This window comes from Stenotrophomonas rhizophila (assembly GCF_001704155.1).
GTDB classification, from domain to species: Bacteria; Pseudomonadota; Gammaproteobacteria; order Xanthomonadales; family Xanthomonadaceae; genus Stenotrophomonas; species Stenotrophomonas rhizophila_A.
On sequence record NZ_CP016294.1, the window covers coordinates 362,584 to 384,748 of the forward strand.

The window sequence follows — 22,165 nt, forward strand, 5'->3', positions numbered from 1 at the left end:
TTCGTTTTCCCTTTCCCCTGTTCCCGCGGTTTCGACACGGAAGCTCCTCCATGCGTGCACCTCTTTTCCGCAGTTCACTGCTCCTGCTCACCCTCGCCCTGGTCACCGCATGCGGCGGCAAGGACGAAAAAGCCGAAGCGGAGGCAGCGGCCGCCAGCTCCGCGCTGCCGGTTTCGCTGGCCACCGTGCAGCAGCAGACCATGGCGCGCACGGTGCTGGTCTCCGGCCCGGTCTCCGCTTACGAGGAAATGCAGCTGGGCGTCGAAATCAGCGGCCAGCGCGTGACCGCGCTGCCGGTGGACGTCGGCCAGTGGGTCAAGCAGGGCCAGGTGCTGCTGCAGCTGGACCACCGCACGCTGGACAGCGAACTGGCCCAGGCCGACGCCTCGCTGAAGCAGGCGCAGGCGGCGCAGGACCTGGCGCGGATGAATTACGAGCGCAGCGCCAAGCTGGCCGCGCAGCAGCTGATCAGCGAAAGCAGCCTGGACGAACTGCGCGCCAACCGCATCAATGCCGAAGCGCAGACCGCCACCGCCCGTGCGGCACGTGACGCGGCCAAGCTGCGCCGCGACTTCGCCGACCTGCGCGCGCCCGCCGATGGTCTGATCTCCAAGCGTCTTGTGCAGCCCGGCCAGGTCGTGTCGGGCGGCACCGAGTTGCTGCGCCTGATCCGCGACGGCCGCCTGGAATGGCGCGCCGAGTTGCCCGAAGACCAGCTTACCGGTGTGGCCGTGGGCAACACGGTGGAGCTGCCGTATGCCGGCGCCGTGGTCACCGGGCGCATCCGTGCGGTGACCCCGGGCGTGGACGCGCAGACCCGCACCGGAACGCTGTATGCCGACCTGCCCGAGCCGGGCACGCTCAAGCCGGGGGTGTACGTCGAAGGCCGCATCGTCACCGGCGAGGGCCCGGTGCTGACCCTGCCGACCGCCGCGATCGTGCAGCGCGATGGCCACAGCTATGTGTTCACGGTGAACGACAAGCAGCAGGCCGCGCGCCTGCGCGTGCGCACCGGCCAGGCGGTGCAGGGCCGCACCGCCATCCTCGAGGGCGTCAAGGCCGGGGACCGCGTGGTGGTGGACGGTGCCGGCTTCCTGGGCGAAGGCGATCGCGTGCGCGTGGTGGCCGATGCCAAGGCGGCCGCGAAATGAATGTCTCCGCCTGGGCAATCAAGCGCCCGTTACCCGCGCTGCTGATCTTCTTCGTGCTGTGCGTGGCCGGCCTGTGGGGCTTCTACCAGCTTCCGGTCGCCCGCTTCCCCGACATCGCCTTCCCGATGACCACGGTCACCGTGACCCAGCCGGGCGCCTCGCCCAGCCAGCTGGAGGCGGAGGTTACCCGCAAGGTCGAGGACTCGGTGGCCACGGTCAACAACGTCAAGCGCGTGATCTCCTCGGTCAGCGAAGGCGTCAGCACCACCACCATCGAATTCCAGCTCGAGGCCGACCTGGCCACCGCGCTCGACGATACCCGCGATGCGGTCACCCGCATCCGCACCGACCTGCCGCAGGACATCCAGGAACCGGTGATTTCCAAGGTCGATATCGGCGGTTCGCTGATGACCTACGCGCTGGTCGCCCCGCACATGACCCCGGACGAGGCCAGCTGGTTCGTGGACCGCGACATCTCGCGCGCGATGTACGGCGTGCCGGGCGTGGCCCGGGTCACCCGCGTGGGCGGCGTGCAGCGCCAGGTGCGCGTGGACTTGGACCCCAACGCCCTGATCGCCATGGGCATCACCGCCGGTGATGTCTCGCAGCAACTGGCGCGCATCCAGGTCGAGCGCGCCGGCGGCAAGGCGGAGATCGAAGGCGCGCAACAGACCATCCGCACCTTGGGTACGGTCGGTGACGCGCAGGCGCTGCGCGACTACTCCATCGCGCTGCCGGACGGCCGCGCGGTCCGGCTGTCCACCCTGGCCACGGTGACCGACGCTGCGGCCGACCCCACGGAAGCGGCGTTGCTGGACGGCGAGAAGGTCGTGGCGTTCTCGATGTCGCGCACCCGCGGTTCCAGCGAAGTGAAGGTGGAAGCCGGCGTGCATGACGCGCTGGACAAGATAAAGGCCGAGCACCCGGGCATCGACTTCCGCCTGGTCACCACCGCCATCGACGAAACCCACCGCTCCTACGATTCGTCGATGACCATGCTGTGGGAGGGCGCGCTGCTGGCCCTGCTGGTGGTGTGGCTGTTCCTGCGCGACTGGCGCGCGACCTGGGTGTCGGCGCTTGCGCTGCCGCTGTCGATCATTCCCACCTTCGCGGTGATGTACTTCTTCGGCTTCACGCTCAACATCATCACCCTGCTGGCCCTGTCGGTGGTGGTCGGCATCCTGGTGGACGATGCGATCGTGGAAATCGAGAACATCGTGCGCCACCTGCGCATGGGCAAGCCCCCGCTTGAGGCCGCGCGCGAAGCCGCCGGCGAAATCGGCAATGCGGTGATCGCGACCTCGCTGACCCTGGCCGCCGTATTCGTGCCGGTGGCATTCATGCCCGGCATCGCCGGCAAGTTCTTCCGCGAATTCGGCTGGACCGCCGCAACCGCCGTGTTGTTCTCGCTGCTGGTGGCGCGCCTGCTCACCCCGATGATGGCCGCCTACCTGCTCAAGCCTCACGGTGAGGAGAAGCCCGAATCGAAATTGATGGGCTGGTACCTGGGCTGGGTGGACAAGGCACTGCGCCACCGCGGCTGGACCCTGTGGCTGGCGTTCGCCATGTTCGTAGGCTCGCTGGCGCTGGTCCCGTTGATCCCGGCCACCTTCATTCCGCAGTCCGACCTGGGCCGCAGCAACCTCAATCTGGAGCTGCCACCCGGCACCCGCCTGCAGGAAACCGTGGCCGTGGCCGAACGTGCGCGTGCGCTGCTCAAGGACATGCCCGAGCTGAAGCAGGTCTACACCGCCGTGGGCGCCGTGCTCGACCTGGGTGACCCCAGCGCCACCGGCGTGGGCGAACCGCGCAAGGCCACGCTGATCCTGGATTGGGGCGTGGCCGATGACCGCGACCGCGACCAGCGTGCGCTGGAACGCGACGCGCGCGCACGCCTGGCCAACCTGCCCGGCGTCCGCGTGAGCTATGTCAGCTCCGAGCCCGGCAACCTGCTGCAGCTGGTGTTGTCCGGTGACGACCCGCAGCGCCTGCAGGACGCCAGCACCGCCCTGGAACGCGACCTGCGCGGCATCCAGGGGCTGGGCAGCGTGACCTCCACCGCATCGCTGCTGCGCCCGGAGCTGCAGATCGTGCCCAACGCCGCACGTGCGGCCGACCTGGGCGTAGCCACGCAGGACATCGCCGAAGCCGCGCGCATTGCCACCGCCGGCGACTACGAGCAGCGCTTGGCCAAGCTCAACCTGCCTGATCGCCAGGTGCCGATCCGGGTCGGCTTCGCCGAGGCCACGCTGGCCAATCCGGCGCTGATCGGTCAGCTGCGCGTGCCCGGTCGGGATGGCCCGGTGCCGCTGGCCGCCGTTGCCGAGATCCGCCAGGGAAGTGGCCCGTCGCAGATTTCGCGCTACCAGCGCCAGCGCAACGTGACCCTCACCGCCGAACTCAACGGCCGCCCGCTGGGCGATGTGATGACCGAAGTGCAGGCCTTGCCCAGCGTCAAGCAGCTGCCGCCGGGCGTGACCTTCCTCAACACCGGCGATGCCGAAGTGTTCGTGGAGCTGTTCATCGGCTTCATGCTGGCGATGGCCGCCGGCCTGATCTGCATCTACATGGTGCTGTTGCTGCTGTTCAACCACGCGCTGATGCCGGTGACCATCCTGGCGGCGGTGCCGCTGTGTGCCGGCGGTGCGTTCGGTGCGCTGCTGATCACCCAGAACATGCTCTCGCTGCCGGCGCTGATCGGGTTGCTGATGTTGATCGGTATCGCCACCAAGAACTCCATCCTGCTGGTGGATTACGCGGTGATGGCCGAAGACGAACAGGGCATGAGCCAGCATGACGCGCTCATCGATGCGTGCCGCAAGCGTGCGCAGCCGATCATCATGACCACCCTGGCGATGGGCGCCGGCATGATGCCGATCGCGCTGGGTTTCGCGGGTGATTCCAGCTTCCGCGCACCGATGGCGATTGCCGTGATCGGCGGCCTGATCACTTCCACGCTGCTCAGCCTGATCGTGATCCCGGCGGCATTCACCGTGATGGATGACCTCGGCGAATGGATGTCGCGCAGGTTCCGCCATCGCTCCACGCACGGCGCGCATTGAGGGAATGACACGTGCGCGCGACGGAACGCCCGTCGCGCGCATGTCATGGGCACGTAACTCCAGCTGCCAATACTGCCGGCCGACCCCACTGCCGCGCCCATGACCGATGCCCACTGCTGGCCGTTATCCCCGTGTCTCGCTGCTCGCCCTGTTGCTTTCTGCTTCCGTCCAGGCCATCGCCGCCGAACCGGCACCCGCCGATGACGCGCGCACGCTCGACCAGGTACAGGTCATCGGGCAGGCCACCAGCTTCGCCAAGACCACCGTGAGCCAGGAAACCCTGCAGCGCCAGCAGATCCTGGGCAGCGTCAACAACGCGCTCAATGAACTGCCCGGCGTGGTGGTGAGCGAAGCCGACGTTACCGGCTCCTCGGTCTGGGGTACCCAGATCAGCATGCGCGGCTTCGTGACCAACCGCGACACGCAGCAGATAGGCACCACCATCGATGGCCTGCCCAATGGTGGCTCCGGCTACGGCGGCGGTTCGCTGGCCAACCGCTACATTGACACGCTGGACCTGGAGACCATTGAAGTCAGCCAGGGCACGGCGGACATCTCCTCGCGCTCCAACGAAGCGCTCGGCGGCACGCTGAACTTCCTTACCAGCGACCCGCTGCAGGACGCGCGCCTGCGCATGGTCGTCGGTGGCGGCGACAACGACGCGCGCAAGTACTACGTGCGCTATGACACCGGCGTGCTCGGTGGCAACACCCGCGCGTGGGTCAGCGCCTCCTCGGCCCGCGTCAACGACTGGATCGACGGCAGCGGCCACGTCAGCAACGATCACCTGGCTGCCAAGTTCATCTCCGAGCTCGGCCGTTGGACGCTGAGCGGCTACGCCTCGTACAACGATGCCGACGAGCCCGAATACACCAGTGTCACCCCGGAAGCGTTCGCGACCAACCCGGATCGCGACGGGCTCACCGGCACGCTCACCGGCATTCCCTACCTGGACCAGAACTTCCGTTCCGGCTCGCGCGCGCTGCGCGAGAACACCTTCGGCTACCTGCGCGGTGCGTTCGACAGCGGCAATGGCTTCAAGCTCTCGCTCACCGGCTACGCGCACAAAATGGAAGGCCGTGGCGACTGGCTGCCGCCCTACCTGGTGCAGGCGCGCAACGATGGCGCGGGCGCGCCGGAATCGGAATACCTCGGCGGCAGCACCGTGTACGGCGGCAGCGCGCTGGGCCAGTTCTACTTCGTCAATCCCGATGGCAGCGCCGCGCAGATGCGCGCCGGCTGCGTGCCGCGCGCTGGTTTCAGCGCCGAGTACGACCCCAACTGCTACGCACCGGGCGTGCAGGGCGTGCAGTCCTACCGCCATTCGCACTACGACAACGACCGCGCCGGCTTCACCGCCGACGTGGAATGGAAGCAGACCCTGGGCACGGTCGACAACACCGTGCGCGCTGGTGTGTGGCTGGAGCAGTTTGATCGCAGCGTGCGCCGCGACTGGCACCGCCTGCTCAACGTCGGCACCGACATCAGCTTCGACCACCAGCCGTACTGGGTGCAGTTCGAAGACCGCTACAAGACCGATGAGCAGATGTATTACGTGGAGGACGTGGCGCGCTTCGGTCCGTTCAGCGCACGCGTGGGCGTCAAGCAGTTCTTCGTCGACCAGAAGCGCAACCGCGTGATAGGCAGCGCCGAGAACGTGCGTTCGGATTCGAAGTCCGACCCGCTGATTTCCGTCGGCGGCACCTGGACCCTGCCGGTGGAAGGGCTGGAACTGTTCGGTGGCTTCTCGCAGAACTTCGCCGCCATTCCCTCCGGCGTGCTTGGCGAAACCGACGCGCAGCGCTTCTCGCGGGTGGAGCCGGAGACCGCCGACAACATCGAGCTCGGCCTGCGCGTGAGCCGTTGGCCCTTGACCGGCTCGCTGACCCTGTACAACATCAAGTTCGACAACCGCATCGTCTACCTGCCCGCGCGGCTGGCCGACGGCATCGATTACCTGGACGAGACCGATGGCGTCTACGAGAACTTTGGTGGCGTGGAAAGCACCGGCCTGGAAGCCGCGCTCGGCTATGGCTGGGACAACGGCTGGCGCATCAATGGTGCCTACACCTACAACCGTTCCAAGTACCTGGGCAGCGGCAACGTGGCGCGCGACACCGAACTGGGCATCGTCGACGGTGCACAGGTGATCGGCCAGCCCAAGCACGTGCTGGTGGTCTCGGCCGACTGGCAGGGCGACAGCTGGAACGTCGGCCTGTCCGGGCGCTACCTCGGTGAGCGTTACCTGGATGCGGCCAACGACAACCGCCTGCCGTCGGCCACGGTGTTCAACGCCAACATCGGCTTCGACCTGCAGGGCCTGTCGCCGAAGCTGAAGGGCGTGGGCGCCAACCTGGTGGTCAGCAACCTCACCGACCGCCGCTACCTGGCCGGCGTGGACGGCAGCGATTCGGCCTTCATCGGTGCGCCGCGCACCGTGGGCTTCTCGGTCCGGGTCGACCTGTGAGCCCTGCGCGCCCGTCCTTGCCTGATGGCGGCCGGCGACGGCTGCTGCAGGCCGGGCTGGCCGCCGGCATCGGCGCGCTGATGCCCAGCATCACGCGCGCGGCGGCGATCGCGCCGCATGCGCGCAGCCGCAGCCTTGAGGATGTGCAGCACATCGTGGTGTTCATGCAGGAGAACCGCTCCTTCGACCACTACTTCGGCACGCTGCCCGGCGTGCGCGGCTTCGGCGACCGGTTCGTGGTGCCGGCCGCCCCGCTGGCCGCCGGGCAGCCACGCCGCAACATCTGGTTGCAGCCGAACGCGGCCGGCACCCACGGCATCGCCCCGTTCCCGCTGGATACCGCCGCGCACTTCGGCTACATGCGCGTGGAAGGCACCCCGCACACCTGGCCCGATGCGCAGCGTGCGTGGGACCACGGGCGCATGGCGCATTGGCCGGCGGCCAAGCAGGACCATGCGATGGGCTACTACCGCCGCGATGACATGCCGTTCCAGTTCGCGCTGGCCGAGGCCTTCACCGTGTGCGATGCCTACCACTGCGCAATGCAGGCCGGCACCAATCCGAACAGGCTGTTCCTGTGGACCGGCCACAACGATCCGCACGCACGCGGCGGCGGGCCGGCCGTGGCCAACTCGCACGACAACTTCCCGGAACTGGGCGGCAACCCCGATTCCTACACTTGGACCACCTACGTCGAGCGCCTGCAACGGTCGGGCATCGACTGGCGGATCTACCAGGACATGGCCGACAACTTCACCGACAACCCGCTGGCCGGCTTCGAGCCGTTCCGCCAGGCGTGGCGCGGCGCGCCCGGGCATGACGCAGCGCTGCGCGAGCGCGGGGTCAGCACCCGTGGCCTGGCGCAGCTGCGCGAGGACGTGCTGAAAGGGCAGCTGCCGCAGGTAAGTTTCATCATTGCCGATGCCGCCGGCAGCGAACATCCCGGTCCGTCCAGCCCTGCCCAGGGCGCGGCCTATACCGCGCGCGTGCTGGATGCGCTGACAGCGGACCCGGACGTCTGGAGCCGCACCGCGCTGCTGCTGATGTTCGACGAGAACGATGGCTTCTTCGACCACATGCCGCCGCCTGCACCGCCGTCGCGAGATCCCACCGCCACAGGGGGTTGGGCAGGTGCTTCCGCAGTGTCCACCGACGGCGAGTATCACCTGCATCCGTCGCCGGGCAACGAGAAGGCCGACCCGCTCGACCTGCGTGGCCGGCCCTACGGGCTGGGCCCACGCGTGCCGCTGTACGTGGTTTCGCCGTGGAGCCGCGGTGGTTGGGTCGATTCGCAGGTGTACGACCACACCTCGGTGATCCGCCTGATCGAGCGCCGCTTCGGGGTGGCTGCACCCGAACTGTCGCCGTGGCGCCGCGCGGTGTGCGGCGACCTCACCGGTGCCTTCGATTTCACCGCAGCCGATACGCGGCCCTTCGTGGCGTCGCTGCCGGCGACCGCTGCCATCGCCGCGCGGGCGGCGGCCCTGCCCGGGCGCACGGTGCCGGCGCTGCCGGCAGGCCTTGAACCGGCAAGGCAGGAACCGGGTGTGCGCCCGGCGCGCGCGTTGCCGTACCGCCCGCAGGCGGAGATCGCGCTGGATGCGGGCAACACCAAGGTGCAGCTGACCCTGGGGTGCGAAGGCGCCGCCGCGGTGCTGCATGTCTACGACCGGCTGCGGCTGGAGGCGATTCCGCGCCGCTACACCGTAGCGCCCGGTGCGCCGCTGCAGGACCACTGGCCGCTGCACGCAGGGGAAGGCTACGACCTGTGGCTGCTGGGCCCGAACGGCTTCCACCGGCAGTTCCGTGGCGCTGCCAGCGCCGCTGTACCGGTGCAGGCGTCACTGCGCGGGGAGGGCGGGCAGTTGACGCTTCAGCTGCACAACACCACGGCCACCGCGCAGGCCGTCAGCGTACGCGCCGCCGTCCACGCCGGCCGCATGCCGGAACGTGAGCTGCAGCTGGCGCCGGGGCAGGCCATGGAGATCCGCTGGAACGCCGCTCCCACGGCAGGCTGGTACGACCTGGAGATCCAGCAGCCCGGCGTGATGCAGCGCCTGGCCGGGCGCATCGAAGATGGCCGGCCGGGCAGCACCGACCCGGCGCTGGGCACCGGGGCGATGCGTTTTCTGCTCGACTGAGGCATTACGCGCCTAGCGCGCTTTCAGTGCCGCCCCGGCATGGCCCGCGGCCGACCACGCGCGCAGGCCCATCACGGCCAGGCCGACGAACACCAGGTACAGCCCGGCGGTGATGTCCAGCGATTTGGCCAGGTACATGCCCACGTAGACCACGTCCACCACGATCCACAGCCACCAAGTAGCCACGTGCCGGCGTGCCTGCCACCACTGCGCCACCAGGCTGAGGGCGGCCAGCATCGCGTCCAGCCACGGCAGCGCGGCATCGGTCCAGGTGTGCATGGCCGCGCCCAACGCGATGCCGAAGGCGATGCCCACGCCGAGGTCGCGCAGCAATCGCCGTCGCGGCAGCGGCACGATCACGATCGCGCCATCCTGCTCGGCATGCCGGTGCCAGCTGAGCCAGCCGTACAGCAGGAAACCGCCGAAAGCGACCTGCAGCAGGGTGTCCGAATACAGCCGTGCTTCGATGAACACCACCGCATACAGGCCCACCGCCAGCAGTCCCACCGGCCACGCCAGCACGCGGCGCTTGGCCATCAGCCACACCCCCAGCAGGCTGGCGGCGACGGCGCTCCATTCGAGCAGGAGCGCGCTCACAGGCCGAAGGTGACCGACAGGCGCGCCTGGCGCGGCGCACCGGCGAACAGGTAGTAATCGCCATAGCTGCTGCCGGTGTCACGCCAGTAGAAGCGGTCGAATACGTTGTCCACCGACAGCGTCCAGGTCACCGGATGCTCGCGCAGCGCGTGCTGGAAGCGCACACCGGCATCGAACACCGAATACGAGGGTGCCTTGACGCTGCCATCCACCGTGGCCGCATTGGACGAGGCATAGCGCCAGCCGCCACTTACCGCCAGGCCGGCCACGAACGGCAGGGCATAGTCCACGTGCACGGCCGCACGCACCTTGGGCACGTTGACCAGCTGCTGGCCGTCGTAGAACGCGGTACCGGCATCGCGCGCGCGCGCCTGCAGCACGCTGGCGCTGGCGTTCAGCGCCAGCCGCTCGGTGACCTGGCCATTGGCGGTCAGCTCCAGCCCGGTGTGGGCCTGGGTACCTTCCTGCACGAAGGTGAAGCCGGCATCGCTGGCGTCCGGCTTGGCGTACTGGAACGGCTGGGTGGTGCGGAACACCGCCGCGCCCAGCATCAGGCCGTCGGTGGCGGCGTACTTGACCCCCAGCTCGCGCTGGCGCGACTGCATGGCCGGCAGGAAGGTGCTGCCGTTGGAGGTCCAGAACGGCGCTTCCTGGCCCAGCGACAGGCCTTCCACGTAGCTGGCGTACACGTTCAGCTGTTCGGTGGCCTGCCACACCAGTGCGGTCTGCGGCAGGAACTGCGACAGCCGGCTGTGCCGTTCCGGGGTGCCGCGCTTGTCGTAGGCGCGCTCATCCAGGCGCACGTAGCGGCCGCCAGCCAGCCACTGCCAGTCATCGCCGACGTGCATGCGGTCCAGCGCGAACACCGCGCGCTGCCAGCTGTCCAGGCGCCGCGCGGACGGGCCCGGCTGCAGCGGCGAGGGATCGAACACGGGTACCTGCGCATCGCCGATGTTGGCCGTGCCCACGTACTCGTTGACGTTCTGGCGCTTGTCCACGGTGCGGTGGAACGCGCTCAGCCCCACCGACAGTTCGTGTTCCACCGCGCCGGTGCTGAAGCGGCCGCGCAGTTCGCCGCGTGCCTCGTCATTGCGGCGCACGTCGTCGGGGCTGCGGTAATCGTAGATGTCGTAGTCGCCGTTGGGCGCGAAGTAGTTGCCCGGTACGCTGCCATCGGCGCAGCCAGCAGCGTAGTAGCAGCCGTACGCAAAGGCGACGTTGTCCTGGATCACCGAGCGGCTGTGGCCCACCGACACGCGCGACTGCCAGGCCGGGCTGAAATCGTAGGTATGCAGCGCGGTGAGGTTGGTGCTGTCGATGCCCACCGGCTGCTGCCACGGCTGGTGGCCCAGCATGCGGCTGCGGTCCACGCCGCGCGGCAGTTCGCTGCCGCCCAGCAGCTGGTAACCGGACGCCGAACGCTGCGCGCTGGTCTGGTAGTTGGCATCCACTTCCAGCTTGCCGCGTTCGCCGATCAGCCAGTCGGCGGCCAGCGAATAGAAGTTGCGGCGGCCGTCGGCATGCTCGATATAGGACGAGGTGTCATCCCAGGCCGCGTTGAAGCGCAGCCCGAAGCGCGGGGTAAGCCAGCCGCCCAGGTCCACCGCCGCGTAGCGCGAGCCCTCCGAATCGGTGGCCAGGGTGACGGTGCGCACATCGGCGGGGCGCTTGCCGACGTAGTTGATGATCCCGCCCGGGGCCATCACGCCCGCGGCCAGCCCGGCCTCACCCTTGAGGATTTCCACCTGCTGCACGTTTTCCAGCGCCAGCCGCTGTTCGCCGGCGATGGACAGCCCGTTGAAGCGGTAGCCGGTGGCCGGGTCCAGCGCGAAACCGCGGATGGCGATGTTCTGGTAATAGCCCACCGGTGCGTAGCTGTCGCCCAGCGACGCGTCGTGCCGGGCCAGCTCGGACAGCGTGCGTACCTGCAGGCGGTCCAGCAAGGCGCTGTCGAGCACGTTGACCGAGGCCGGGGTGTTCTTCCAGTCCGCGCTGCCGAAGCTGCTCGACGGTGCCAGCGGCGCGGCGGGCTTGCGCGCCTGCACGCGGATGCCGGCCAGGTCGGTGGGCGAGCGCTCGCCTGCGGCGCTGTCGGCGTCACTGGCGTACAGCGGCAGGGCGGCGCAGAGGGCGGCGGTCAACAGCGTGAGGCGGTAGCAGCGGTTCATTCGATTCGTCATCAGCCAGAGGAGACGAAGCGACGGCGCGCAGGCGCACCGGCCCGCAATGGGGGATGCGCTCGCTGCTCAAGCTCCCTACGCCGGTGCAAACCGGATCAGGTTCCAAGGGACTCTCTCAGCCTGGCAACGCCAGGCACCCCCGCTTCAGTGGCTAGTTTCACACCAATCGGCCGCCGTTGCGACCCCGGTGGCTCAGGCAGCGGCGTGCAGGGCATCCAGCAGGGCCCGGCCCGGGCGGCTGGCGAACCAGTCGGCATGGCCCAGCAGGAACGTGCGGTACGCCACGTCGGCGTTGGCCGGGGAGCCGGTAACCCCTTGGAAGTACTCCACTTCCGAAAGGGCGAAGTCCAGGTGCACCACCGGCAGCAGGTCGGCCAGCAGGTGCACCTGGGCGGCCCCCAGCGGCCGTACCTGGCGGTAGCCGGTCAGCAGCGCCAGCGCGATATCGGCATGCGCCACCGGGCCATCGCCGTCTGCATCCAGCCAGGCGATGGCATTGCGCTCGATCGCGGTGGCCAGGTCGAACAGGGCACTGGTCGGCGAGGCCAAGCCGAAATCGAACACGGTGGCGATCGACGCCGTGGCGCCGTGGCCGTGCCAGAGCAGGTTGGAGACGTGCCAGTCGTTGTGCCCCCACAGCACCGGCTCGGCGGCCAGGCGCTCGCCCAGGGCCGCGTGCCAGGGCAGCACCGCGCGCTGCAGGTCGTGTTCCCACTGCTGGCGCGACAGGTAACTGGCCAGCCCCGGTCGGTCGAGCAGCTCACGCTTCAGCAGTGAAAGCGGATCAGGGGCGCGGATCAGGTCATCGCGCGCCACCAGCAGGTGCGTGCTGCGCTGGGGCGCGGCGTAGCTGGCCGATGCAAGGTGCAGGCGGGCCAGCATCGCACCGGCTGTGCGCGCCTGCGCGGCATCGCCGAGCGGTGTCCAGGAGGGGCTGTCGCGGTACAGGTCATGGCCGTCACCCTGCGCGTGCAGTTCGTAGGTCCAGTCGCCATGGGCGATCGCGGTGGCGCCATCGCAGGCCTGCAGCACCTGCACGACCGGGAGTCCGGCAGCGGCCAGGTGCGCGATGAAACGGTGCTCTTCGGCCAGCACGTCGGCCGTGCGCACGCGGCGATGGTGGCGTTTGATGAAGCAGCGCCGTGATCCGCACTCCACCAGCGCGGCCGCTGAAAACGGTCGCGGGCTGTGCCACACCACGTGGCAGTCGCCCTCAAGCGCCGGATGCTGCCCGCGCAGCCAGGCAAGTTCGGCGTCGTCGATTGCAGGCCAATCTGCGGCGACGTCATCGTTGTCCAGGCCCTGCACGCGGTGATCGGGGTTCGTCATTGAAACGGTAGTGTCGGCAAACAGGGCATGGATCGGTGACACACTTTCAGAAGCGGTGGATCTTGATGTAATCGAACAGATCGGCGTCATTGTCCAGGCCAAGCTTGAGCATGGCATCGCCTTTCTGCCGGCTGATGGTGCTCACGCTCTTGTGCAGTTTCGCGGCGATTTCCTTGACGATCAGGCCGCTGCCCAGCAGGCGCAGGACTTCCACCTCACGGGGCGACAGCGCGCGTGCGCGATCGTCGCCCATGCCCTCCGTGCCGATCTTGTCGATGCGTTTTTTCAGGGTGCGGCTGACATACGGCTGGCCGCGGTGCACGGTCTGGATCGCCACCGGCAGTTCTTCCATCGACGAGGTCTTGTCGACCAGCCCGAGCACGCCGGTTCCAACCACCATGCGCAGGATCGCCAGGTTGTTGGAGACGCTCAGCATCAGCACCGGCAGGTCCGGATAGTGACGGCGGACCTGGCCGATCATGGCAAAACCGTCAGGCTGGCCGCCGCCGGGCATGGAGTAATCGGTGACCAGCACGTCGCACTCCTTGACCTTGAGCACGGCCAAGAGCTCATCCACGCTGCTGGCTTCGGCCACCACGTGGCCCACGCCACTGGATTCGATCACGGATTTGGTGCCGATGCGGACCACCGGGTGGTCGTCGGCGATGATTATGCGCAAGCTCATGGAATAGTATGGCCGTTAAGGCAGCGGCCCCTCGGGGCACGTCGCGGTGGGCGGATCACTCCTGGGAGAACTGACAGCATGCGTACCTCGGTTGTCCGCTGGCTGGTCGTGCTGGGCCTGGTGATCGCGCTGGGCGCCATCGCGGCTCCGGCGCCTGCACCGTCGCTGTCACCGCGCCAGGCTGAATGGATCGACCGGAACCCTACCATCTTACTGGGGCTGTACGACAGCGGCTGGCCACCATTCGAATTCATGCACAACGGCCGCCCCGACGGACTCGGCTACGACTACCTGATGTTGTTGACCCGGCAGCTCGGCGTGCGGGTGAAGGTGCGGGTGTATCGCGATTGGGCAGACGTGCTGGATGCGGCATGCCGGGGCGAGGTCGACGTGGTGATGAACATCACCCTCACCCCGGACCGCACCCGCTGCATGGTCTATACCGGCTCCTACGCCGACGCGCCGTTGGCCCTGGTGGGCCGGGTGGGCGATACCCGGACCTCAAGCGACCCGGACCTGGCCGGGCTGCGCGTGGTCACCGAGCAGGAATTCCTCACCAGCAACCAGGTGCGTTCACGCTTCCCCGCCGCCCGCCAGGTGACTGCGCCCAATACCCGGGCCGCGCTGGCGATGGTGGCCCAGGGCAAGGCCGATGTGTACATCGGCAATGCGCACGTCGCCAGCACCCTGATCCGCGAGCAGGACATTGACGGTATCGCCCTGCTGCGGCCCAGCGACCTGCCGCCCGAGCGCCTCCACTTCGGCGTGCCCAACGCCCGCCAGCCGCTGGCCGAAGCGCTCGACAGCGCGCTGTCCACCGTGACCGCCGCGCAGCGCGAGGCGCTGTACAAGCGCTGGCTGCCGCCACTGCAGTGGTCGGCGCAGTCGCGGCTGATCCTGGGCGAGGCCGAACGCCGCATCCTGGCCACCCCGTTGCGCATGGGCTATGCGCCGAACGGGGCGCCGCTGTCGTTCATCGATGCGGCCGGCGAACCCAGCGGGGTGGCCGGCGATTACCTGCGCCAGCTGCGCATGGTTGGGGCACAGTTGAACCGCGTGCCCGCGCACGACTGGTTCGAGGTGCGCGAGCAGATGCGCCGCGGCGATGTCGATGTGGTGATGGGCATGCCGAACGATGCGCATTACCTGGGCGATGACTGGGTCTTCAGCCAGCCCTTCATCAGCGTGCCCAACGTGATCGTCACCCCGAACAACAGCCGTTCGGTACTGGGGCTGGGCGACCTGGACGGGCGCAGCATCCTGCTCTCCGACCCCGAGCGCCTGCGCGGCTACATCCTCCAGTACGCGCCCAAGGCGCGCATCGTGCCGGCGCGCGGCGTGGAGCAGGCACTGTCGCGACTGGCCAATGGCGACGCCGATGCCTACGTGGGCAACCTGGCGATGGTCGACCGCGTGGTTCGCGAGGTGTATCCGGCCAAGCTGCACGTGGCCGCGCCGGCGGGCTTCAGCGACCAGCTGTCGCTGGCCGTCAAACGCCAGTACGCACCGCTGGCCACCACCTTCGACCGGGTACTGGCCAACCTCACCCCACGCGAGCACGCCGCCATCCGGGGCGACTGGCTGCTGGCCGAATACCGCACCGGGCTGGACTGGCGCTCGGTCGCGCGCTGGGCGGTGCCGCTGTCGCTGGTGCTGCTCACCGGCATCATCGTGCATGGATGGGGCTACTGGCGGCTGCGCCGCGAGGTCGGCATGCGGCGCCGGCTGGAACAGCGGCTGGTGGAAGTGACCGACAACCTGCCGGCGATCGTCTACCAGGCGCGCCGTGACAGCGATGGCCGGGTGACGTTCCCGTACATCACCGGCGACCTGCAGTCGATGTTCGGGGTCAGCACCGCCGAAGTGGTCGCTGATGAAACCCGCCTGGTCGACCAGATCGACCCGCGCGACCGCGAGGCGGTCAACCGCGCGCTGCACGACGCCGCGCGCGATTTCTCCGCGCTGGACATGGAGTTCCGCACCAGCCCGCACGGCGCGGTGCGCTGGGTGCGTACCCGCGCATTGCCGTATGCCGCCGAACACGGCGTGGTGCTGTGGAGCGGTTACTGGGTGGACGTGACCGAAGCGCGCGCACAGGCCGATGCCTTGGCCGCCGCCAAGTCCGACGCCGAACGGGCCACCGCGGCCAAATCCAACTTCCTGGCCACCATGAGCCACGAAATCCGCACGCCGATGAGTGGCGTGCTGGGCATGGTCGAAGCGCTGTCGCACACCGACCTGGATGGCGAGCAGCGGCGCATCATCGCGGTCATCGAGGATTCGGCGCAGATGCTGCGGCAGATCCTGGATGACATCCTCGACTACTCGCGCATCGAAGCCGGCGCGTTGCCGCTGGAGCCGCAGCCGGTCATGCTGCGCAGCCTGCTCGACAACGTGCAGCAGCTGCTGTCGCCACAGGCCTCCAGCAAGAACCTTTCGCTCAGCCTGGAGGTCGATCCCGCCGTCGCCCACCAGCACCTGGTCGATGGCATGCGGCTGCGCCAGATCGTGTTCAACCTGCTCAGCAACGCCATCAAATTCACCAACGAAGGCGCGGTGACCATCGCATTGAGCGTGGAGCGCGATGATGAGATGGCGCAGGCCTTGCGGCTGACGGTGGCCGACACCGGTATCGGCATTTCACCCGAGCAGCGCGAGCGGCTGTTCAAGCCGTTTGCTCAGGCCGATGTGGCGATCACCCGCCACTACGGGGGGACCGGGTTGGGCCTGAGCATCTGCCAGCGCCTGGTGGGGTTGATGCGCGGGCGACTGGAGATGCACAGCGTGCCGGGCGAGGGCACGCGCGTGGAGGTGCTGTTGAGCCTGCCGCTGGTGCCCGGCGAGGAAACCGTGCGTGACGAGCAGCGCCCCGGCGGCGACGTCGACCCGCTGCCACCGGGCCAGGCACGGCGCCGTGTGCTGGTGGTGGAAGACCATCCCACCAACCAGGCCCTGATGCGCTGGCGGCTGCAGCAGCTGGGGCTGCAGCATGAGCTGGCGGTGGATGGCGAAGCCGCGCTGGCGTTGCTGGCATCCTCGCATTTCGACCTGGTCATCACCGATTGCCGCATGCCGGTGATGGACGGCTACACCCTGACCCGGCGCATCCGCGAGCGCGAACGTGGCAGGGGCCAGCGCATGCCGGTGCTGGCGCTCACCGCCAGCGCGCTGGCCGAAGACGTGCAGCGCTGCCGCGAAGCCGGCATGGATGACCTGCTGGCCAAGCCGGTGGCGCTGGCCACGCTGCGCCAGGCGCTGCGCCGCTGGCTGCCCTCGGACGATGCGGACGACGCTGTGCGTGACGCCACGCCGCCGGTGGAAGCCGCGCCTGCGGCGGCGCCCACGCGCGCGGCGATCGTGCGCCGCTTCGGTTCCGAACACGTGGCCACGGTGCTGATCGACAGCATGCGCCAGGCCACCGCCGACGACCTGCAGCGCGGCTGGGAAGCGCGCGACATGGGCGACAGCAACACCGCGGTGGAGGTGCTGCATCGTATTGTCGGTGGGCTGGGCACGCTGGGCGCCGAAGCACTGGCCACCCAGGCGCGCGACCTGATGCAGCGGATTCCAGAACACGGCCTGGCGGCCAGCGCCGACGACATCCGCGCGTTCGAGGACGCCTTGCAGGTATACCTGGCCAGCCTGGACGAATCGTAGAGACACCCCATGGGTGTCCGCGCGATACCTGATCAAAGCGCAGACACCCATGGGGTGTCGCTACGGCTGTTCCTTCAGGTATTCGATGACCAGCCGCCGGCGCTCCGGATCCGCCGTTGCATTGACCATCCTGGAGCCCGGCACCACGGTGGCCGGAGAGCGAAGGAACGCATCCAGGGTCTGCTCGGTCCAGACCAGGTCGGCGCGCTGCATCGCAGGGGAGTAGGGATAGCCGGCCACGCTGCCCGCGCGGCGCCCCAGCACGCCGTGCAGGTTGGGACCGAAGCGGTGCACACCGCCGGCGGTGACCGTGTGGCAGCCGCCGCAGATCGCGAACGCACGCTGGCGTTCCTGCTGCCGCGCCTGCTCGGGCGTCTGCGGCGTACGTGCGCACGCGCCCAGCAGCAGGCAGCACAGCAGCACCAGCAACCGGCGCGGTAACCGCATCACATCGCCGGGTAGTTCGGCCCGCCGCCACCTTGCGGAGTGACCCACACGATGTTCTGGGTGGGGTCCTTGATGTCGCAGGTCTTGCAGTGCACGCAGTTCTGCGCGTTGATCTGCAGCTGCTCGTGGCCTTCGCTGCCGACGAATTCGTACACCCCGGCCGGGCAGTAGCGCGCTTCCGGCCCGGCGTACTCGGCCAGGTTGACCCGCACCGGCACGCTCGCGTCCTTGAGGGTCAGGTGCGAAGGCTGGTCTTCTTCGTGGTTGGTGCTGCTCAGGAACACCGAGCTGAGCCGGTCGAAGGTGAGCACGTTGTCCGGCTTGGGGTACACGATCCTGGTGTGCTGCGATGCCGGTTCCAGGCACTCGTGGTCAGCCTTGCTGTGGCGCAGCGTCCACGGCGGGTTGCGGATGCCCAGCTTGGGCAGCAGCCACTGCTCGATACCGGTCATCAGCGTGGCCACGCTGCGGCCCTTCTTGAACCACTGCTTGAAGTTCTTGGACTGCTTCAGCTCATCGTGCAGCCAGCTGCTTTCGAACGCGGCCGGGTAGGCGCTGAGCTCGTCGCGCTGGCGATCGGCCGCCAGCGCGTCGAAGGCGGCATCGGCGGCCAGCATGCCGGTCTTGATCGCCGCGTGGCTGCCCTTGATCCGGCTGGCATTGAGGTAGCCGGCTTCGCAGCCGACCAGCGCGCCGCCGGGGAACACGGTCTTGGGCAGCGACAACAGGCCGCCGGCGGTGATCGCGCGCGCGCCGTAGGCGATGCGCTTGCCGCCTTCCAGGTGCTTGCGGATCGACGGGTGGGTCTTGAAGCGCTGGAATTCCTCGAACGGGCTCATCCACGGGTTGCGGTAATCCAGCCCGACCACGAAGCCCACCGCGACCTTGCCGCCGTCGGCGTGATACAGGAACGAACCACCGTAGGTATCGCTGTCCAGCGGCCAGCCGGCGGTGTGCACCACCAGGCCCGGCTCATGCTTGGCCGGGTCGATCTGCCACAACTCCTTGATGCCGATCCCATACGCCTGCGGGTCCTTGCCGGCGTCGAGCTGGAAGCGGGCGATCAGCTGGCGGCCCAGGTGGCCGCGCGAGCCTTCGGCGAAGATCGTGTACTTGGCATGCAGTTCCATGCCGCGTTCGAAGTTGGGCCCGTGCGAGCCATCCTTGCGGATGCCCATGTCGCCGGTGGCCACGCCCATCACCGCGCCGTTCTCGTCGTACAGCACTTCGGCGGCGGCAAAGCCGGGGAAGATCGCCACTTCCAGCGCTTCGGCCTGCTGTGCCAGCCAGCGGGTGACCTCGCCCAGGCTGATGATGTAGTTGCCTTCGTTGTGGAAGCATTCCGGCAGCAGCGCGTGCGGCGTGCTGCGCGCGCCTTCCGGGCTGAGGAACAGGAATTCGTCGCGGGTGACCTTCTGCTTCAGCGGCGCGCCGCGTTCGGCCCAGTCCGGGAACAGTTCGGTCAGCGCGCGGGTATCCATGATCGCGCCGGACAGGATGTGCGCGCCGGGTTCGGAGCCCTTTTCCAGCACGCACACCGACAGCTCGCGGCCGGCCTCGATGGCGCGCTGGCGCAGGCGGATCGCGGTGGCCAGGCCGGCAGGGCCGGCGCCGACGATCACCACGTCGAATTCCATGGCTTCACGCGGGGGCAGGGCAGTGGTCTCTTCGCTCATGGGGGTGCGTAACTCGTGGGTAGTGCCGTCCCGGCCGGAGCCGGCGGCGGTTGCCTGGGAATCGCGCGCGACGTGTCACTGCGCAACGGCTGGATCAGTGCATCAGGGTACCGGTAGACGCCGTTTCCGCCTAGTTCGCCGACGTTGGCTACTTCATGCTGCGCCGCACCAAAGACGGTAGAGCCACGCCCTGCGTGGCTTGGCGGCAGCGTGCTGCGCCCGGCCTTGGCCGCCCTGATGGCCAGGCATCACAATGGAGGTCCTGCTGCTGCCCCCGATGTCGCCGCCCATGGCCCTCAATCCGTACGATCTGTTCGATGTCCGCTCGCTGCTCACCGAAGAGGAGCGCGCAGTGCAGGCCACGGTGGCGCGTTTCACCGACGAACGCGTGCTGCCGATCATCGGCGACGCGTTTGACGAGGGCCGCTTCCCGGATGAACTCATTCCCGAAATCGCCTCCCTTGGCCTGCTGGGCTCCAGCCTGCCGGAACAATACGGCGGGGGCGGCCTCAACGCGGTCAGCTACGGCCTGATCTGCCAGGAACTGGAACGCGGTGACTCGGGCCTGCGCAGTTTCGTTTCGGTGCAGAGCTCGCTGTGCATGTACCCGATCTTCGCCTACGGCAGCGAAGAACAGCGGCTGCGCTGGTTGCCGGACATGGCGGCCGGCCGGGTGATCGGCTGTTTCGGCCTGACCGAAGCCCACGGCGGTTCCGACCCGGCCGCGATGAAGACCCGCGCGGTGCGCGACGGCGGCGACTGGGTGATCAACGGCAGCAAGATGTGGATCACCAGCGGCCCGGTGGCCGATATCGCCATCGTCTGGGCGCATACCGAAGACGGCATCCAGGGGTTCGTGCTGGAAAAGGGCATGGCCGGGTTCACCACCCAGGAAATCAAGCACAAGATGAGCCTGCGCGCCTCGCTCACCGGCGCGCTGTTCTTCGACAACGTGCGCGTGCCCGAGCGCAACCGGCTGCCCAACGTGCAGGGCCTGAAAGGCCCGCTGGGCTGCCTCAACCAGGCCCGCTACGGCATCAGCTGGGGCCCGATCGGCGCGGCCGTGGCCTGCCTGGACGAGGCGTTGAACTACACCAAGGAACGCGTGCTGTTCGGGCGCCCCGTGGCGGCCACCCAGAGCGCGCAGATCAAGCTGGCCGACATGGCCCGGCGCATCACCACCGCGCAGCTGCTGTCACTGCAGCTGGGGCGGTTGAAGGATGCCGGCCAGCTGCAGCCGCAGCAGGTCAGCCTGGCCAAGTGGAACAACTGCCGCATGGCGATCGACATCGCCCGGGAGTGCCGCGACCTGCTCGGCGGCGCTGGCATCACCACCGAACACGTGGCGATCCGGCATGCGCTGAACCTGGAATCGGTGATCACCTACGAGGGCACCGAAACCGTGCACCAGCTGGTGATCGGGCGCGAGTTGACGGGGATCAACGCGTTTTAAGCGCCGCCGGCGAATCCGCTCTGGCGCCACGCTTCGTACATCACCACGGCGACCGTGTTGGACAGGTTGAGGCTGCGGTTGTCCGGCTGCATCGGCAAACGCAGGCGGCGGCCGTGCGGCAACGCATCCAGCACGTCCTGCGGCAGGCCACGGGTTTCCGGGCCGAACAGGAACGCATCGCCGTCTTCGAACTGCTGGGTGTCATAGCGCACGCTGCCGCGGGTACTCAGGGCGAACAGGCGCTTGGGCGCGATGGCCTGCAGGGCGGTATCCAGGTCCGGATGCACCTGCAGTCGAGCGTATTCGTGGTAATCCAGGCCGGCGCGCTTGAGCTGCTTGTCGCTCAGGTCGAAACCGAGCGGCTCGATCAGGTGCAGTCGCGCGCCGGTGTTGGCGCAGAGCCGGATCACATTGCCGGTATTCGGTGGAATTTCCGGCTGGAACAACACAACATGGAACGTAGGGTTGGCGGTCATTCGTGCATTTTACGCCGCGACCCCCTGGCAGGTATCGACCGTCGGTCGATACCTGCGGTTACGGACGAACCAGGACCGATGCGGTTTCAACCGCGAAGGCCTGCAGGTCGTTCGGCGACGGGCGCACCTGCAGGGTCGGCAGGTTGATGATCACATCGCGGGCGATCGTGCCGGCGGCCGAGGCCAGGGCACCCATGTAATCGGTGCTGCGGGTGTCCTGCTCGGCAGCCAGGGCTTCGCGCTGTTCGGCGGTCGGGCGGACCTCAACGGCGGCCAGGGTGGTGACGCGCTGGCTGCTGGCCAGTTCGGCACGGTATTCGGCGATCTGGCCGGCGGTCGGACGGACTTCCACCAGCGCCAGGGTCGGGATGCTGCTGGTGCGTTCGACTTCGGCCTGGGCCAGCTGGTCGGCGGCGGGGCGGACCTGCACGGTCGGCAGGGTGGTGATGGCGGAAGCGGCATGCACGTTCGAAACAAACGCGGAGCCGGCAGCGAGGGCGATGGCAATTGCGATGGTCTTGGTGTTCATGACGGGGCCTGTTTAGTGTTGGTGAGCAGTGGTGTGGTAGTAAGGTAGTACACCGAATCTGGGAGTGCAAGAGAAATTTTCAGATTCCGTGTTGTGTTCAGCGAGCAGTCAGCTTTGGTTTGATCGCGTCCTTTCCGCGCTTGGATATAAGCAGGCCCCGTGCCAACTTTTAGTTGTTGATTTGAAAGGGTTTTGTCGGATGCGCAGAGTGTCCGCTGTCCGGACACCTGTCCGATCCAGGGCTGCGCGACTGTCCGGACAGGGGTTCAGGTGGCGGCAGAAGGCGCCGTGGCGGTCAGCGGCGCGCCCGGAAAG

General features: G+C 68.3%; 14 protein-coding genes and 1 riboswitch. Of the genes, 6 read left to right on the plus strand and 8 right to left on the minus strand.

Features of this window, described 5'->3' with window-relative positions; genetic code table 11:
* Positions 1-50 precede the first annotated feature (50 nt).
* The 4 genes from BAY15_RS01450 (at position 51) to BAY15_RS01465 (ending at position 8,821) form a co-directional block, all read left to right on the plus strand.
* Positions 51-1,151 (plus strand): efflux RND transporter periplasmic adaptor subunit, encoded by a 1,101-nt coding sequence (locus BAY15_RS01450; protein ID WP_068848306.1) that lies wholly within the window; start codon positions 51-53, stop codon positions 1,149-1,151.
* Complete coding sequence (locus tag BAY15_RS01455; protein WP_068848308.1) at positions 1,148-4,213, plus strand: efflux RND transporter permease subunit; 3,066 nt, start codon at positions 1,148-1,150, stop codon at positions 4,211-4,213. The genes BAY15_RS01450 and BAY15_RS01455 overlap by 4 nt, the downstream gene beginning before the upstream one ends.
* Positions 4,214-4,319: 106 nt before the next feature.
* A complete protein-coding gene (locus BAY15_RS01460; RefSeq protein WP_068848310.1) occupies positions 4,320-6,680 on the plus strand; it encodes a TonB-dependent receptor in 2,361 nt (786 codons plus the stop codon).
* A 17-nt stretch (positions 6,681-6,697) separates the two neighbouring features.
* Positions 6,698-8,821, plus strand: coding sequence for a phosphocholine-specific phospholipase C (locus BAY15_RS01465; protein ID WP_068854493.1), 2,124 nt, complete (start codon positions 6,698-6,700; stop codon positions 8,819-8,821).
* A gap of 12 nt (positions 8,822-8,833) precedes the next feature.
* Here the strand turns inward: BAY15_RS01465 and pnuC are convergent, their stop codons facing one another.
* The 4 genes from pnuC to BAY15_RS01485 all read right to left on the minus strand — a co-directional run bounded on the left by pnuC (position 8,834) and on the right by BAY15_RS01485 (position 13,612).
* A complete protein-coding gene (gene pnuC / locus BAY15_RS01470; RefSeq protein WP_068854494.1) occupies positions 8,834-9,406 on the minus strand; it encodes a nicotinamide riboside transporter PnuC in 573 nt (190 codons plus the stop codon).
* A gap of 8 nt (positions 9,407-9,414) precedes the next feature.
* Complete coding sequence (locus tag BAY15_RS01475; protein ID WP_068848312.1) at positions 9,415-11,586, minus strand: TonB-dependent receptor; 2,172 nt, start codon at positions 11,584-11,586, stop codon at positions 9,415-9,417.
* A gap of 67 nt (positions 11,587-11,653) precedes the next feature.
* Positions 11,654-11,749, minus strand: a riboswitch (TPP riboswitch).
* Between the two features lie 41 nt (positions 11,750-11,790).
* Positions 11,791-12,927, minus strand: a complete 1,137-nt coding sequence (locus BAY15_RS01480) for a phosphotransferase enzyme family protein (RefSeq protein ID WP_068848314.1) — start codon at positions 12,925-12,927, stop codon at positions 11,791-11,793.
* 46 nt (positions 12,928-12,973) lie between these two features.
* Positions 12,974-13,612, minus strand: a complete 639-nt coding sequence (locus tag BAY15_RS01485; RefSeq protein ID WP_068848316.1) for a response regulator — start codon at positions 13,610-13,612, stop codon at positions 12,974-12,976.
* A gap of 78 nt (positions 13,613-13,690) precedes the next feature.
* On the opposite strand from BAY15_RS01485, the gene BAY15_RS01490 reads away from it, so the two are divergent.
* The gene (locus BAY15_RS01490) at positions 13,691-17,269 is read left to right on the plus strand and encodes an ATP-binding protein (protein WP_068848319.1); all 3,579 of its coding nucleotides are present in this window, start codon (positions 13,691-13,693) and stop codon (positions 17,267-17,269) included.
* Between the two features lie 60 nt (positions 17,270-17,329).
* Here BAY15_RS01490 and BAY15_RS01495 read toward each other — a convergent pair whose 3' ends face one another.
* Positions 17,330-17,716 carry a c-type cytochrome gene (locus tag BAY15_RS01495; protein WP_068848320.1) on the minus strand — a complete coding sequence of 129 codons (387 nt, stop codon included), beginning with the start codon at positions 17,714-17,716 and terminating at the stop codon, positions 17,330-17,332.
* Positions 17,716-19,392 (minus strand): electron transfer flavoprotein-ubiquinone oxidoreductase, encoded by a 1,677-nt coding sequence (locus BAY15_RS01500; protein WP_068848322.1) that lies wholly within the window; start codon positions 19,390-19,392, stop codon positions 17,716-17,718. Before BAY15_RS01500 ends, BAY15_RS01495 begins: the two co-directional genes overlap by 1 nt.
* A gap of 289 nt (positions 19,393-19,681) precedes the next feature.
* On the opposite strand from BAY15_RS01500, the gene BAY15_RS01505 reads away from it, so the two are divergent.
* Positions 19,682-20,845 (plus strand): acyl-CoA dehydrogenase family protein, encoded by a 1,164-nt coding sequence (locus BAY15_RS01505; protein WP_068854495.1) that lies wholly within the window; start codon positions 19,682-19,684, stop codon positions 20,843-20,845.
* Here the strand turns inward: BAY15_RS01505 and trmL are convergent.
* Together trmL and BAY15_RS01515 are read right to left on the minus strand one after the other, a co-directional pair.
* The gene (gene trmL, locus BAY15_RS01510; protein ID WP_068848324.1) at positions 20,842-21,321 is read right to left on the minus strand and encodes a tRNA (uridine(34)/cytosine(34)/5-carboxymethylaminomethyluridine(34)-2'-O)-methyltransferase TrmL; all 480 of its coding nucleotides are present in this window, start codon (positions 21,319-21,321) and stop codon (positions 20,842-20,844) included. The two genes, BAY15_RS01505 and trmL, sit on opposite strands and share 4 nt — an antisense overlap.
* A gap of 58 nt (positions 21,322-21,379) precedes the next feature.
* Complete coding sequence (locus BAY15_RS01515; protein ID WP_068848326.1) at positions 21,380-21,850, minus strand: hypothetical protein; 471 nt, start codon at positions 21,848-21,850, stop codon at positions 21,380-21,382.
* Positions 21,851-22,165 lie beyond the last annotated feature (315 nt).